This window comes from Nostoc sp. DedQUE08, assembly GCF_034530895.1.
Lineage (GTDB): Bacteria > Cyanobacteriota > Cyanobacteriia > Cyanobacteriales > Nostocaceae > Nostoc.
This window is the reverse complement of the sequence record NZ_JAVRCD010000058.1, coordinates 38,983-53,250: the sequence shown is the minus strand read 5'-3', so window position 1 is coordinate 53,250 and position 14,268 is coordinate 38,983. Positions and strand designations below refer to the sequence as shown.

General features: G+C 41.4%; 16 protein-coding genes. 7 read left to right on the top strand and 9 right to left on the bottom strand.

Translation table 11 applies throughout. The features are described 5' to 3' along the window. Positions 1–329 precede the first annotated feature (329 nt). Entirely contained in the window at positions 330–572 is a 243-nt protein-coding gene (locus RMY64_RS29145; RefSeq protein WP_322701821.1) for a DUF1902 domain-containing protein, read from the bottom strand. A 473-nt stretch (positions 573–1,045) separates the two neighbouring features. Here RMY64_RS29145 and RMY64_RS29140 point away from each other — a divergent pair, with 473 nt between their 5' ends. After that, the gene (locus RMY64_RS29140) at positions 1,046–1,447 is read left to right on the top strand and encodes a hypothetical protein (protein ID WP_322701820.1); all 402 of its coding nucleotides are present in this window, start codon (positions 1,046–1,048) and stop codon (positions 1,445–1,447) included. A gap of 78 nt (positions 1,448–1,525) precedes the next feature. Here the strand turns inward: RMY64_RS29140 and RMY64_RS29135 are convergent, their stop codons facing one another. Then, a complete protein-coding gene (locus RMY64_RS29135; protein ID WP_409882441.1) occupies positions 1,526–2,131 on the bottom strand; it encodes a pentapeptide repeat-containing protein in 606 nt (201 codons plus the stop codon). A 14-nt stretch (positions 2,132–2,145) separates the two neighbouring features. Here RMY64_RS29135 and RMY64_RS29130 point away from each other — a divergent pair, with 14 nt between their 5' ends. Beyond that, positions 2,146–2,676, top strand: a complete 531-nt coding sequence (locus RMY64_RS29130; protein WP_322670415.1) for a YraN family protein — start codon at positions 2,146–2,148, stop codon at positions 2,674–2,676. A 70-nt stretch (positions 2,677–2,746) separates the two neighbouring features. Here the strand turns inward: RMY64_RS29130 and RMY64_RS29125 are convergent, their stop codons facing one another. Next, positions 2,747–3,136 (bottom strand): hypothetical protein, encoded by a 390-nt coding sequence (locus tag RMY64_RS29125; protein WP_012412259.1) that lies wholly within the window; start codon positions 3,134–3,136, stop codon positions 2,747–2,749. Between the two features lie 272 nt (positions 3,137–3,408). On the opposite strand from RMY64_RS29125, the gene queA reads away from it, so the two are divergent. Then, positions 3,409–4,605: a tRNA preQ1(34) S-adenosylmethionine ribosyltransferase-isomerase QueA gene (gene queA / locus RMY64_RS29120; protein ID WP_416211790.1), complete on the top strand. Its 1,197-nt coding sequence runs from the start codon at positions 3,409–3,411 to the stop codon at positions 4,603–4,605. Between the two features lie 141 nt (positions 4,606–4,746). Beyond that, entirely contained in the window at positions 4,747–5,847 is a 1,101-nt protein-coding gene (locus tag RMY64_RS29115; RefSeq protein WP_322670414.1) for a tetratricopeptide repeat protein, read from the top strand. Between the two features lie 181 nt (positions 5,848–6,028). Here RMY64_RS29115 and RMY64_RS29110 read toward each other — a convergent pair whose 3' ends face one another. Beyond that, positions 6,029–6,724 carry a potassium channel family protein gene (locus RMY64_RS29110; RefSeq protein ID WP_289797626.1) on the bottom strand — a complete coding sequence of 232 codons (696 nt, stop codon included), beginning with the start codon at positions 6,722–6,724 and terminating at the stop codon, positions 6,029–6,031. 171 nt (positions 6,725–6,895) lie between these two features. Beyond that, positions 6,896–8,230 (bottom strand): TrkH family potassium uptake protein, encoded by a 1,335-nt coding sequence (locus RMY64_RS29105; RefSeq protein ID WP_322701819.1) that lies wholly within the window; start codon positions 8,228–8,230, stop codon positions 6,896–6,898. 322 nt (positions 8,231–8,552) lie between these two features. Between RMY64_RS29105 and RMY64_RS29100 the strand changes: the two genes are divergently transcribed. After that, a complete protein-coding gene (locus RMY64_RS29100; RefSeq protein ID WP_322690785.1) occupies positions 8,553–9,395 on the top strand; it encodes a methyltransferase domain-containing protein in 843 nt (280 codons plus the stop codon). A 274-nt stretch (positions 9,396–9,669) separates the two neighbouring features. Here the strand turns inward: RMY64_RS29100 and RMY64_RS29095 are convergent, their stop codons facing one another. Beyond that, on the bottom strand, positions 9,670–10,413 hold the full coding sequence (locus tag RMY64_RS29095; RefSeq protein WP_322693880.1) for a response regulator transcription factor: 744 nt from the start codon (positions 10,411–10,413) through the stop codon (positions 9,670–9,672). A 157-nt stretch (positions 10,414–10,570) separates the two neighbouring features. On the opposite strand from RMY64_RS29095, the gene RMY64_RS29090 reads away from it, so the two are divergent. Then, positions 10,571–11,644 (top strand): YheT family hydrolase, encoded by a 1,074-nt coding sequence (locus RMY64_RS29090; protein WP_322701818.1) that lies wholly within the window; start codon positions 10,571–10,573, stop codon positions 11,642–11,644. A gap of 65 nt (positions 11,645–11,709) precedes the next feature. Here RMY64_RS29090 and RMY64_RS29085 read toward each other — a convergent pair whose 3' ends face one another. Continuing rightward, positions 11,710–11,877, bottom strand: coding sequence for a hypothetical protein (locus RMY64_RS29085; RefSeq protein ID WP_190893192.1), 168 nt, complete (start codon positions 11,875–11,877; stop codon positions 11,710–11,712). A gap of 43 nt (positions 11,878–11,920) precedes the next feature. Continuing rightward, on the bottom strand, positions 11,921–12,070 hold the full coding sequence (locus tag RMY64_RS29080; protein WP_322690782.1) for a hypothetical protein: 150 nt from the start codon (positions 12,068–12,070) through the stop codon (positions 11,921–11,923). Between the two features lie 300 nt (positions 12,071–12,370). On the opposite strand from RMY64_RS29080, the gene hetI reads away from it, so the two are divergent. Continuing rightward, positions 12,371–13,090, top strand: coding sequence for a 4'-phosphopantetheinyl transferase HetI (gene hetI / locus RMY64_RS29075; RefSeq protein ID WP_322701817.1), 720 nt, complete (start codon positions 12,371–12,373; stop codon positions 13,088–13,090). An 89-nt stretch (positions 13,091–13,179) separates the two neighbouring features. On the opposite strand, the gene RMY64_RS29070 is transcribed toward hetI, so the two are convergent. After that, entirely contained in the window at positions 13,180–13,983 is an 804-nt protein-coding gene (locus RMY64_RS29070) for an SDR family oxidoreductase (RefSeq protein ID WP_322701816.1), read from the bottom strand. Between the last annotated feature and the right edge of the window lie 285 nt (positions 13,984–14,268).

The window sequence follows — 14,268 nt, the reverse complement described above, 5'->3', positions numbered from 1 at the left end:
TTCGTCTCATGGTTAGGCGATTAGCTGCTTAATATTTACTTTACGAATCAGCTCTAAACCCATGTGGGACTACCATAGTACAGCTTATGTTTGGGTGGGAGCAGCAATATTTCCGATCGCTCTCTTAATAAACTCAAAAATGCTTATCTAAACCAGCTTGTTTCAATACTCCATTTGCAGTATGACGTGATTTTATTTTACTATCAACTACAAAGTTATTATCAGTAATTGGGCTATACCAAATTTCATGATCTCCTTTCCCTTGCTTTTAAAATAACATCCAGCTTCTGTTAAAAGTTTTTTAACTTCAGGAGTAAAGGAAACACTCATTAGCCAGCCATTTTGATTGATTCATGACGATGCGTTGTTAAGTATAAATCAATGTAATCTTTGTTGTCAGATTCAACTCTATTTAATTCAATAAGTTCTGGAATCATAGCTTTGAGTTTTGCTGTTAACATCTCAATAGTAGAAGCTTCTGTAACCAACCCAGGTAGATTATCACTGCTAGCTACCCACACATCAACCTCAGAATCCCAAAAAGCGCTTACTTTGACAATAAAAGTATTCATAATTCGCTTTTTTAGCTATCGCACGTATGTAAACAATTTTAATTCAGAACTTTGAAAATTTTGCAAGTAACTTACAAAATCAGATACAATCTTGACTTGTTATCAGGTGCGTAGGCGTAGCCCGTCGTAGACATCGCTGATTTGCCTACTACGGTGAAACTAGTTGAAGCCTGTAGTAAGCTTTTGCCTGTGATTACTAAGTTTTTCGGCTTGCCAGCTTTGCGAACACAAACGTACCATCAGACTCTGGTAGTTGAGTGCGATCGGGAAACTGAGGCGGTATGGCAATATCACCAAGTGTTTCACTCATACTTTGAAAAGTATTGCAGCTATTTATTTAGTGCTTGACGCTTCCCATAAGGTGTTACTAACTAGTATAAAAGCTTGTTCTGTCTTGATTTCAGTGCTTTTACCCTGCCAGAACAACTTTGATCGCGAGTAAAAAGATATGAAATCTGATATTTTGAAACTGTATGTATTTTAAGTTAGGCGGCATAGTAGGAGCGATCGCTATTTTATTGAGTAATGGCAGTGCGTTCACCGGAGGTGTTGGCGTAGCCATCGCTCAAGATGCAGAAAGATATATCACTGTAGGGCATGATAAATTGGGAAACAGCGTAGCTCTGGACACAGAAACGATTAAGGGCACGATATACAAGCTTTACGGGATCTATGGAGATGGCATCTTCGAGACTACCTTTGATGCATCGTGCAAAGAATCGCGGCTGTTTCGCAATCGCATTGCGATTTACGGGCCAGAAGGACAGCTACTTGAAGAGGATAAAGAAAAAGGAGAAATCCCTTTTGTAGCAAGTTCTTCACCAGGCAAAGGTATGAAAATTGTATGTCAAAAGATTGGTGCAAGTGGTTGGTAGTTGCTCAATATTTTATAAGTGGGGAATGGGGAATAAGCAATGCCCAATGCCCAATTCCCAATTCCCAGGTAGAAAATACTAAGGACAAAACAACGTGTCACGCGTATCTCGTCCTGTAATCGGATTAGTTCCCTTGGCAAGTTTGCACAATTTTTTTTGCTCATCGGGACGCAGCAGCGTATCGGTAAAATCTGCCCCGTCAATGACTGCACCATCAAATCTGGCGTTAGCAGCAAAAGCACCCTCCAACAGTGCATTTGTCAAATTTGCTCTGACTAAACGAGCCGAGTCTAAAGTCGCATTTCTCAAATCAGAACCCTCCAAATTTGCAGACTCCAAATTTGCTGCAAAAAAACTGACGCCGTTCAAATTAGCGTGACTGAAGTTGCTCTGGCGAAGATTAGCTTTAGTAAAGCTAGAGTCTGTTAAATCACGTCCTGAAAAATCAGCCTCGACCAAAATTTCTTTGTTATATTCGAGTGCCAAAGCTGTTGGAGCAAAACCGACCGTTGCGCTGATGGCAATTATTCCCCACAGAAATAAGCTGAGTATGCTTGCCCAAATGTGATGGTCTGTTTTATACTTCAACCTCAACTTTGTTCGGGATAAGTCGAGTGTAGAACCCGTTGTGCGTAGGCGTAGACCGCCGCAGGCATCGCTTAACCTAGAATTCACAGAATTCATCATATTTTTAGTCAATGGCTAACCTTCCTCCATCTCATTATCCAGATATTGGTTCATTAGGAGAAGACCTAGTAGCCCAATGGTTGCAAGCTACAGGTTGGATAATTCTTCATCGTCGCTTTTCTTGTCGCTGGGGAGAAATTGATATCATCGCTGAATATGATAGAAAAGCAGAGGCAGCAGGGAAGCAGGGGAGCAGAGGAGCAGTAGGAGAACTCAGCACTCAGCACTCAATATTGGCATTTGTTGAAGTCAAAACCCGTAGTTCAGGTAGTTGGGATGCCGGGGGAAGAAGCGCAATCACTCCACAAAAGCAAGCAAAAATCTGTCGTACAGCTGAAATATTCTTAGCCCAGTATCCTGAGAAGGCAGATTATTCTTGTCGATTTGATGTTGCTATTGTCTACTGTCAAAGGATATCAAAAAATCTGACTGGGGTTACAGCAAATCAGGAAGCTTTAGCTACTTCATCAGTACCCGGATATAAGTTTAAGCTGCAAGAATACATTCTGGCAGCTTTTGACTTTTCAATTGATAATGGTTAATTGGTAATCGATAAAATATCTTAATTACCAATGACCAATAATTTTGTAGTAGCGTTAGAACCAAATAGGCTTACGCTAAAGTTTCTGGACAGTAACCTAAGCCCCGGACAAACTGCTGCCGGAACGCTTCAATTTCGTCTCTTTCTGGGCTACCGTGAGAAACGATCGCTACCTGATAACGACGCATCACATCCACAGGGCACTGTCCAGCTTCCAAACTCCAAAGTGCCATTTGCACCCTCATTGGCGGCTCATAGCTAATTCCTAATTCATTTAGAAAAGCCCGAAAGTCGCCATCTTCTTGGGGCGAGACTTGACCTTTGAGTTTGATCCTAACCACCCAGCCATCAATTTGATGAATTACGGTGACGAACGAAACTGGTGTCTGGGGTCTAGCGTGGAGGTGTTGAACGACCCTCAGGGTTAGACTGGCATTTGCCAGATAGTACAAGTATTCCATGTTTGTTGGTGCTTGGGATCAAAGCCAATCCTACATATCTATATTCGTCAATCAGTGCCTGTTCCCGGTAGGGTAAAAGCCCCCGTTTTTAGATGGGGAGGTTTACCCAATTTTTATATTAATTTTTCCGTGTTACTTAATAGTAACAATCTTATAGCCTAGCGGCAAAACTGAGCGAAGATGCCTTAAAGTTCCAATATAAGGTAAAACTTAACTCAGCCTTTTTAAGAGAGTATAAATACTAAATAAACCAAAAACTAGTACAAGTCAATTTGAAAGATACATCTAGCCCACAAGAAAAAAATTTTGAATTAGATTGCTCGGTAGCTGGCTATGACTACGAACTACCTCCAGAACTCATTGCCCAAAACCCAGCAGTTCCTAGAGATAGTTCGCGGTTACTGGTAGTTGATTCTCCGACTACAGGCATCGAAACAGCACCTCTACACCATATTTTCCATGATTTGCCTGCACTGCTGCGCTCTGGTGATTTGTTGGTTATGAACAATACAAGAGTCATTCCAGCGCGGCTTTATGGTCATAAATCCACTGGTGCGAAAATCCAGGTGTTGCTGTTGGAAGAACGGCAGCATAACTGTTGGTTAGCTTTAGTTAAGCCAGGAAAAAGCTTCAAACGGGGAGCGAAGATTGTTTTTACAGGAAGGCAATTAGGAATTAAGGATTGTAAAGATTCTTCTTTAGTACCCAGCGATGCACTGAGCTTGTCGAAGTGTCACCAACTCACGGCTACGGTTCTAGAAACAGATGCAGCTACTGGGGGGCGTTTGTTGCAATTTGATGTACCAGAGGGTAAGACTTTGGTGGAACTGTTAGAGGTATTTGGTGAAGTACCGTTACCACCATATATCACTACCTCAGAAGCAGCTGATGAGCAGTATCAGACAGTTTATGCTAAACAACCAGGAGCGATCGCAGCTCCGACGGCAGGATTACACTTTACCCCAGAATTATTACAAAAGTTGGGCGATCGCCAAATCGATCGAGCTTTTGTGACGCTACACGTTGGTGTCGGCACATTTCGCCCTGTGGAAGTAGAGGACGTAACTACCCATCAGATGCATGAAGAATGGATTGAAGTTCCTGCGGCTACAGTAGAGCAAATCCGCGCCACTAAAGCTGCTGGCGGTCGAATTATTGCTGTGGGAACAACGGCAGTACGGGCTTTAGAAGGGGCGGCTCAATCTGGTAATTTACAACCATTTTGCGGAAAAACAGACTTGTTTATTTATCCCGGCTACCAATGGCGGGTGGTAGACGGTTTGATTACGAATTTTCACTTACCGCGTTCTAGTTTGTTGATGTTGGTAAGTGCCCTAATTGGCAGACAACGATTATTGAATATATACAACGAAGCGATCGCTTTTGGATATCGCTTTTATTCATTCGGTGATGCCATGCTAATTTTGCCGTCAGCTGTGGGAGCGGGGAGTGGGAAGAGACGCGATTAATCGCGTCTGTACAAGAAAGAGACGCGATTAATCGCGTCTGTACAAGAGTTAGAAGTTAAAAGTTGGAAATTGGGAATTTTTTCTTTCGTGGTGGGTACTCTGACTTATAAGGGGTTAAAAATAAGTACAGGTCTGCTATTAATGTCTGAAAAATACCTATTTTCTCATTGGTTAAATTTATTTTGTCAGGTAACACTCGGTGGCTGTTCTGCATTTTTGCTCTTGGCTGCACCGACAATTACTAATTTCCCAGTTAGCAAGCTGCTGGCAGAAACTGCAATTTCTCAGGATCTCGAAGCAGCTAGCTTTTTCCAGCAAGGAGTTACGCGCTATAACCGCCAAGACTTACAAGGTGCAGAATATGCCTTTCGTCAAGCATTACAGCGAGATCCTAACCTTGGGGCAGCACGGAATTATCTGGGTAATATATTGATAGAGCAAAATCGCCTGGATGAAGCTTTACATGAATTTACAGAGGCGATAAAAGTTAATCCCAATTCTAGCGAAGCTTATTACAACTTAGGGTTAGTGTTGCACCGACAAGGAGAAAAAGATGCAGCAATTACCGCTTATCGCCAGAGCTTGGCGATCGATTCCACAAGGGTGGCAGGGCTGTATAATCTGGGTTTGTTGCTGTACGAACAAGGAAAGTCAGAGGAAGCGATCGCTGCATACCAAAAAGCAATTAATCTAGATAGCAGCAATGCCAATGCTTATCTTAACTTAGCGATCGCCTTGCAACAACAAGGTCAAATCGAGCCTGCGATCGCCAATTATCGCCAAGCTTTGAAGCTAGATCCTAAAAATGCCGTAGCCTACAGCAACATGGCAAATTTGCTAGCAATGCATGGTCAAGCTTCTGAGGCTATTTCTGTTTATCGGCAAGCGATTCGCCTAAATCCAAAAAGTGCCTCAGCTTACTATAACTTGGGAGTAACTTTATATAATCAGGGCGAATTCAAAAAAGCCAGTGGAGTCTTGAAACGCGCTCACAATGAATATCGCGAGCAAGGTAACATTGAACAAGCCCAAAAAATTGAGCAGCTAATGCAGCAAATTGCTCAGAAAAATGGGCAACAGCAACCTCAAGCCAGTCAAACAGCTACTCCTTCTCAGAGTTCAGATTCTACAGTACAAACATCTGAGCCACAAACGGCAAATCAACCAGAAACGCCCGCAAACCCTGGCGATGTACCTGTCTCAGTCGAACCACAATCCACTTCAACAAGTCCCGGACAATAAAAAACTCAGAGTTAAGGCAATTTGCCCTCATCCCCCAACCCCTTCTCCCAAACTTGGGAGAGGGATTTAGGGTGAGGGCTTTTGATTCATCCAATAAGTCTATTCTCTACTCGAAGTTAATTTTGAGTAAAAGTTGCACACGGCATAACTCCTAACTTTTAATTCCTAACTCCTAACTTTTTTAAATCGGCAAACGATTAATATCTTTATTGCAACCAATAACAACCATTGCTGAACCACGCTCTAAACGCTTGGTAGCGTCAGGATTAATTTGAAATTTCCCATCCTGGCTTACTGCTAGCAAATTTAAACCGTAGCGGTTACGAAGTTGCAGTTCAGTGATGGTTTTGCCGTGAAATTCATCAGGCACAATCAACTCTACAATACTGTTATCGGGGTCGAGGTCAAACCGATCTAGAATTGCTGGTTTAGTAAGAGTACGCGCTAGGGCACAACCCGCTTCATACTCAGGAAAAACAACATGATCTGCGCCTACTCGCCGCAACAGTTTACGATGAACTTCACTAGAAGCTTTAGCAACTACATGAGGTACGCCAGCCTCTTTCACATTGAGAGTGGTTATGATACTTTCTTGAACGTAGTTACCAATTGCGACAATTACAGTATCAAATTCAAAAATTCCAGCTTCTTTGAGTGCAGCTGGTTCTGTAGAGTCTAGTTGCAAAGCATGACCAACTATTCCCTCAGTTAATGCTTCTGAAACTCGTTTTTCATCAATATCTGTTGCCAGCACTTGATAACCAAAATTGTGCAGTGTGGAACAGACAGAGCGACCAAAACGACCTAACCCAATTACAGCAAATTGGTGGTTGTCTTTACGTAAACTGCGAAAAAAACTTAATGATGACAGATTCACCCTTTTTATCCTTATGATGGCTCCCTGTATTTAGGGCAAAAAACGGTTATGCCGCTTGAATTAAAAATTTTATTTTTACCTTACAATGTATATTTTATCAGTTTAGTCATTTGTTATTTGTCATTTGTTATTTGTTATTTTCCCCCTGTTTCTCCTACTCTCTCTCCCTAACTATCCCACGAGTAAATTTTCTTCAGGATAGTGAATTCTGGTAGGGCGGGGATCTCCTAGTACGGCAGACATCAGCAGTAAAACACCGACTCTTCCAACGTACATAGTGACAATTAAGATGAGCTTTGCTCCTGTAGAGACACTTGCTGTAATGCCTGTAGAAAGTCCCACAGTAGCGAAGGCTGATACTACTTCAAACAAAATTTGAATAAAATCTAATGTTGGATCTGTGAGGCTAATTAAAATCGTGGCGAAAATTACGGTTGCTACCGATCCTACTAACACACCTACAGCTTTCAAAATTAAAGTTATTGCTATCTTGCGATCGTACAACAAAACTTCTTCTTTACCCTGAAGAATCGCTTTGGTACAACTGGTCAAAACTCTCAAGGTTGTTGTTTTCATGCCTCCTCCTGTGCCACCTGGACTTGCACCAATAAACATCAGCGCAATTGTAATAAATAGACCAGCAGTAGTCATTTTGCCAATATCGATGGTATTAAAACCAGCAGTTCTGGGAGTAACTGATTGAAACCAAGCTACTAATATCTGGTCACGTAAATTTAGATAACCAAATGTTTCAGGGTTTCTGATTTCTATACAGAAAAAGGCTATTATCCCCACTAATAATAATATCAGAGTTGTACTGATTGCAACTTTGAAATCTAGGGTGAAGACTTGGTTTTGAGTTTTTTTGTGAATGCGATCGCGCAACCAAAGATACATTTCCAAAATTACTTGATAGCCAATTCCCCCAAAGATAATCAACATGCTAATGGTAAAGACTACTAAAAAGGATGATTGATAGCCAATTAAGTTATCTTTAAACAAACTAAAACCAGCATTATTCCAAGCATTGATACTATGAAAAATTGCCAACCAAAGTCCTCGATCCCAACCATATTTTGGAACGAAAGCTGGTATAAGTAAGAATATTCCTGTAATTTCAAAAATTAAAGTTGTGGCAATAATTGAACGGATGACTTGGGCACTCCCGCTCATTCCTGGTCGGTCTAAAGCTTGTTGAATAGCTACCTTTTGTCGCAGGTCAAACTTGCGTCCAATTAGCAGAATCAGAAAGGTAGTGCTTGTCATATAGCCCAAACCGCCAATCTGAACCAACAGTGTCATAAACAGCTGACCCCAAAAAGAAAAATAAGTACCAGGATCGACCACTGATAAGCCAGTAACACAAACCGCAGATGTAGATGTGAACAGCGCCACAATAGGGTTGTTCCATGTACCATCACTAGTTGAGAAAGGCATCATTAACAAGATTGTTCCTATAGCGATGACAGTCAAAAATCCCAGGCAAACTGTGCGAGAAACGGTCATAATTAATTCGTAGTTCGTAATACTTCGGCTACGCCCTTCGACTACGCTCAGGACAAGCTCAGTACAAGTTCGTAATTCGTAATTAAGAAAGTTAGAGTAAATCTAGGTTTTCATTTCTTGTATATGTATGTTGTTTGGAATAATTGGTATAAATTTGACAAAGAAAAGTTTATTAAGGTAAAACTGAGAAATTTTTTCCAGGAGGATAAATCTCGGTTTACCTTCCCCGGAGTAAAAATACCCTTATTTAATTAAAAACATACATGGTAGCCTACCTGTATGTTTTTTTTGAATTCTAATTCGTCTCAATACTACTTTTTTCATGAGTGCAACACTTTACCAGCAAATTCAGCAGTTCTACGATGCTTCCTCTGGTCTGTGGGAACAGATTTGGGGCGAACACATGCACCACGGCTACTATGGTGTCGATGGCAGCCAGAAAAAAGACCGTCGTCAAGCTCAAATTGATTTAATCGAGGAATTGCTCACTTGGGCGGGGGTACAAGCAGCAGAAAATATTCTCGATGTCGGCTGTGGTATTGGTGGCAGTTCTTTATACCTGGCAGAAAAGTTTAATGCTAAGGCTACAGGGATTACTTTGAGTCCTGTGCAAGCTGCCAGAGCAACGGAACGCGCAATGGAAGCGAATTTGAGTCTGAAAACTCAGTTTCAAGTCGCCAATGCTCAAGAAATGCCCTTTGCTGATAATTCTTTTGATTTGGTTTGGTCGCTGGAAAGCGGCGAACACATGCCGGATAAAACTAAGTTTCTCCAGGAGTGTTATCGGGTATTGAAACCTGGCGGCAAGTTAATTATGGTGACTTGGTGTCATCGACCGACTGATAAGTTACCACTGACGGCGGATGAGGAAAAGCATTTGCAGGATATTTATCGGGTGTATTGTTTGCCTTATGTAATTTCTTTACCAGAGTATGAAGCGATCGCACGTCAACTTCCATTAAACAATATTCGCACCGCCGATTGGTCAACCGCCGTCGCCCCCTTTTGGAATGTAGTCATAGATTCGGCGTTCACTCCCCAAGCACTTTGGGGCTTACTCAATGCCGGTTGGACTACCATTCAAGGGGCGTTATCGCTGGGGTTGATGCGTCGCGGTTATGAACGCGGGTTAGTTCGGTTTGGTTTATTGTGTGGGAATAAGTAGAAACAAGACCGCGCTGTAATGAAACAGCGCGATCGCACTACAATTTAAGAAATTCAATGACGGCTAATTTTACAGAGCTTATTTTGAGTATTTTAACTTATTGACAAAAGGTACTTTGTCTTAACTTCTTACAGATATGCTTGTAGAGACGTTGTATTGCAACATCTCTACATACTACTAAATCCCACCAATAACCTTAACTAAGCGGTAAGGAATAAGAGTTACAGAGAGTTCTTGCCTAAGTGATAGCTTAGATAAGGGAATTTAGTGTGTTTCATTCAACGACTGTTACTGAAGCTCCTTCATTGGATGGAGGTACAGCGGGTAATTCCAGACAGTATCCAGCACCATACACTGTCTTAATATAGCGGGGGTGGCGAGGGTCTGGTTCTAGCTTGGTTCTCAAGTGGCGAATATGCACTCGAATCGTTTCTATGTCATCATCAGGATCGTAGCCCCAAACTTCTCTGAGGATTTCGCTAGGAGAAACTGTTTGACCGTGGCGTTGCAGTAAGCAGTGAAGTAGCTCAAATTCCAAGTGAGTCAATTTCACCGTCTCATTGAACCATATTGCCTCAAATCTTTCGGGAACGAGGGTTAATGAGCCATAGTTGAGAATTTCACTATGCTTTGCGGCTTGAGGAATCCGGTCAGTCCGCCGCAAAAGTGCCCGCACCCGCGCCAGCAGTTCTTCAACTTCAAAAGGCTTGGTGAGGTAGTCATCTGCGCCAGCATTGAAGCCTTCCACCTTGTCCTGAGTTTGGCTCAAAGCTGTCAGCATTAACACGGGAATCTCAGAGGTGCGATCGTCGCGGCGCAGGCGTTGACAAACGGTAAACCCATCTACCCTGGGCAACATTAAATCGAGCATGATCAAGTCTGGTTGTAGCTGGAGAGCCAGCGCTTGACCTTTGATGCCGTCTTCAGCTTGACTAACATCGTAGCCAGCCATTTCCAAGTTGACGGCAACTAGTTCTGAAATCGCTGGGTCATCGTCTATGACAAGAATCCTCGGCATTCTTAAAAAATTATTACTACTTATTAAGGATAATTAACAACCTTTGATAGATACAAAGATTTTTGAATCGATTCTAAAAAAGTTTTTAAATCTTACATAAATATTAAGATTAAATGACTGTGAAATCAAGACTCAATTACACGAAATCTTATAGTCTATGATGTGTTATACTCCCCCCTACAATCCGTCTTGGTTTTTACAAAACGGTGTGATGATGACTGTATACACCGCTTTGTGGGGAAAACGTAACTGGGAAAGTACTGTTTTCTTACAAGAACCGTCTTATCACGAAAAAATCTTTATTGGTGGCCAAGGTGTGCCAATTTTTGGCTTGGTTGCCATCCCGGAAAATGCTCATAGCACGATTATCGGTACTTATGGCATTACCGGAGAGTTAGAGACAGAATGGTTTTTGAGGGTGCTAGGGCGTAAAGCTTATGCCCAAGGATACGCTGTAGTGTTATTTGATTGGCGGACCCACGGAAAAACAGCCGAATTGTCCCCGACTCTAACTTCTGATGGTTTGTATGAGGGGGAAGATTTTGTTCGCATCGCTGCTGCTGCAAAGGCAATGGGATGTCCGGGGAAATTTTGGTTTACAGGGTATTCTTTAGGAGGGCAATTGGCGTTATGGGCGGTGAAGGTGGCTGGTGAGGTGATTAAGGAGGATGAAGATTTAGGATTAGAAGATAGCGATATTGGCGGTGGTATGGTGATTTGTCCGAGTTTAGATTCACAGCGATCGCTATCTTATCTAGTTACAAAGCCCTTTGGTAGATATTTAGAAGCAGGGATTGCCCAAAATTTAAAAAAATTGGCGTGGCGGATTCATGATGTTCATCCTGGAAGCCTTGACCCAGAAGCGATTGAACGAGCAAATAGCATTTGGGGTTTTGATAATGAATTGGTAATTAAGCGACTTGGTTTTCCTTCTGTGGAAGCATATTACCAAGCTAGTAGTGCTTTGCAAATATTGCCGCAAATCTCGAAACCGACTTTGATTCTATATGCTGCGGACGATCCACTTTTTGACCCAGCTATCATACCGGAATTAGAAGAAGCGTGCGATCGCAATTTTGCAATAGATTTGTTACTTACTCAGTATGGCGGTCATGTTGGCTATCTCAGTAGCAAAGAGTGCCAGCGTCAAGTACAAGACCCCGATCTTTGGTGGGCATGGAATCGGGTTTTACAATGGTTAGAGCAACAACGAACAGATTCTAGTTGCTAAGATGTTCGACAGATGGAGTCGTATTTTGGAAGCCCAAAATAGAGAGGATGGCATTGACCCAGAAGCTACCACAATATCATTGGTAAACCAGCAATAACAGAAGCAATACCCGTCCAGAGAGTAAAACGCGCAATATCTAATTCATCCAAAGCAACGCTCATTTGCCTAATTGCCAATAGCAGCGCTGCTAGTAGCAGTATAAAAAAGGCAAAGTACTCCAAATTAAGAATCATTCATCCTCACTATGTTCTAGAAAAAAGTAGTTGTAATAGGTTTTTAACAAGCTTTGGCAAGGGTTTTTTGTTCCAGATTTAACACTTTCTGAGAAAAATTATTTCTTACTGAAGATATATCTACTTCAGAACACTTGCAGACATTGGTCGTAGTTCCTTTGAGTAATGCTGTAATAGCTAATGTTGTAGCCAAAATAAAATTTGCGATTCTCTGTTAAGAGTTTTAAAGTATGCTCTCTCAGGGGATTTTATATGGAGTTGAGAAGCGTACATCTAGAGTAATAAATTATAATATTTAGCTGGCAAAAGCAATCGCGGCTATCTGTATTTATGTTTACAGCTAGACTTAATATCTAACAATATCTATGGCATATTCTAGGAAAAACAGGCGCAGTTGTATATAGTAATGCTAAAGCGTCAAACCAGATTCACCCATAATATCGTCGTAATTAAACAAACTATTAAAGTACAACTCTCTTGAATTTTTGACTCAATGACCGCTTCTAATAATATTTGGCTACCTGCACCGACGAATTTAACTTTGCTACCGGATGAGATTCATGTCTGGCGCATAGAACTTGACCAACCAGAAGTACAGCTGCAAAATTTAGCAGCGACTCTTTCCAGTGACGAAACATCTCGTGCTGAACGGTTCTATTTTCAGGAACATCGGCAGCGTTTCATCGCAGGTCGTGGTATCCTGCGAACTATATTAGGGCGCTACTTGGGTATCCAACCGTTACAAGTGGAGTTTAATTATCAACAGCGTGGCAAACCAGTACTAGCAGATAAATTTGCCGATAGTGGACTAGCGTTTAACTTGTCTCATTCCCAAGGGTTGGGTTTATGTGCAGTGAATTGTACTCGCCCAATTGGTGTAGACCTAGAATATATTCGCCCGATGTCTGATTTGGAAAGTCTTGCCAAACGGTTCTTTTTACCGAGAGAATATGAGATGTTGCGATCGCTATCTCCCAACCAACAGCAAGAAGTATTTTTCCGTTACTGGACTTGTAAAGAAGCTTATTTAAAAGCAACTGGAGACGGACTATCTCAGCTAGAGCAAATTGAAGTATCGCTCACTCCCATAGAACCAGCCAAGTTACAGATATCCGAAGATTGGAGTCTTTTTGAACTAGTACCTGCTAACAATTATGTTGCTGCTGTTGCTGTGGCGAATTTTGGCTGGAATTTAAAATGCTGGCAATATTGATGTTGATTAAGCTCATCTCGTGGGTGAAACAAGAGACATTTTGCGGACATTGTAAAATGACAAATGACAAATGACAAATGACAACCTACTTACTTATCTTCCTGCATATTTCTCACAATTCTTGTCACCACCTTTCTAGGTACAAATCTGACGCTTTTTGCAAGTAGTTTATTCATAAAACCAGGAATAACAATGGTTTTGCCCTTCATTAAAGCGTGAAAACCAATTTCTGCTACTGTTCGTGCATCCATCATCTTCTTACCCTTAAGCAATTTAGAGTCTGCCATCCCCGTTCTTTCATGAAAGCCAGATTCTGTTGAGCCTGGGCAAAGAACTGTCACAGTGACACCTGTACCTTCTAATTCATTAGCGATCGCTTCTGAAAAAGATAAGATATAAGCTTTAGTAGCAAAATAAACTGCCATCAAAGGCCCAGGTTGAAAAGCAGCAGCCGAAGCGACGTTTAATATCTTACCTTCACCTTGCTTGACCATGTGCTTCACGAATAGCTTAGTTAAATGGGTGAGACACACCAAATTTACCTGTAGCATTTCCAATTCAGTAGCTAGGTCTGTTTCGTGAAATAATCCATAGATACCAAATCCGGCATTATTTACCAGCACATCAACATTAATATTGGCAAGTTGCAACTCCGTGAAAATTTCTTCAGGAGCAGTTGATATAGATAAATCCTTAACAATAGTTTTGACAAAAATCCCAAATTTTTCTTGGAACTTAACTGCAATTTCTACTAGCTTTGGCCCATTTCTGTCTACTAAGACCAAATTGTAATCATGAGCAGCAAAAATACATGCTAATTCGTAGCCAATTCCACCAGCTGCTCCAGTAATAAGAGCAGTTTTCTTGCTCTGACCTTGATGTTTTGTGTTCATGTAAGAATGTTAGTGAATTCAACTTGATGAAGCTGCGTTGCATTTACAGTGGTTCTCGTTCTACAATTAAGTACGCGTAATATCTGACCCAACGAGAAATATCTTGAGTTATTACCCTTTCAAATGCTTGTGTGGTTCATTAGATAGATGTAGCAGTCCAAACGTAAATTTAGGACTTATGCATCGAAAAAGCTAGGCATTAAAGAAGCTCGGTTATTTAAGACTGCTAGCTGTCACTTTTGATTACTCACAAAAGCAAGCGGGTAAAATTAAACTTTTATGCCA

Bases quoted from the DNA above. Each gene is read 5' to 3' on its own strand.
- RMY64_RS29100 (WP_322690785.1), top strand. From the start codon at position 8,553: ATGAGTGCAACACTTTACCAGCAAATTCAGCAGTTCTACGATGCTTCC.
- RMY64_RS29115 (WP_322670414.1), top strand. From the start codon at position 4,747: ATGTCTGAAAAATACCTATTTTCTCATTGGTTAAATTTATTTTGTCAG.
- RMY64_RS29090 (WP_322701818.1), top strand. From the start codon at position 10,571: ATGATGTGTTATACTCCCCCCTACAATCCGTCTTGGTTTTTACAAAAC.
- RMY64_RS29135 (WP_409882441.1), bottom strand. From the start codon at position 2,131: ATGAATTCTGTGAATTCTAGGTTAAGCGATGCCTGCGGCGGTCTACGC.
- RMY64_RS29125 (WP_012412259.1), bottom strand. From the start codon at position 3,136: ATGGAATACTTGTACTATCTGGCAAATGCCAGTCTAACCCTGAGGGTC.
- RMY64_RS29145 (WP_322701821.1), bottom strand. From the start codon at position 572: ATGAATACTTTTATTGTCAAAGTAAGCGCTTTTTGGGATTCTGAGGTT.
- RMY64_RS29085 (WP_190893192.1), bottom strand. From the start codon at position 11,877: ATGATTCTTAATTTGGAGTACTTTGCCTTTTTTATACTGCTACTAGCA.
- RMY64_RS29130 (WP_322670415.1), top strand. From the start codon at position 2,146: ATGGCTAACCTTCCTCCATCTCATTATCCAGATATTGGTTCATTAGGA.
- RMY64_RS29070 (WP_322701816.1), bottom strand. From the start codon at position 13,983: ATGAACACAAAACATCAAGGTCAGAGCAAGAAAACTGCTCTTATTACT.
- hetI (WP_322701817.1), top strand. From the start codon at position 12,371: ATGACCGCTTCTAATAATATTTGGCTACCTGCACCGACGAATTTAACT.
- RMY64_RS29140 (WP_322701820.1), top strand. From the start codon at position 1,046: ATGTATTTTAAGTTAGGCGGCATAGTAGGAGCGATCGCTATTTTATTG.
- RMY64_RS29105 (WP_322701819.1), bottom strand. From the start codon at position 8,230: ATGACCGTTTCTCGCACAGTTTGCCTGGGATTTTTGACTGTCATCGCT.
- RMY64_RS29095 (WP_322693880.1), bottom strand. From the start codon at position 10,413: ATGCCGAGGATTCTTGTCATAGACGATGACCCAGCGATTTCAGAACTA.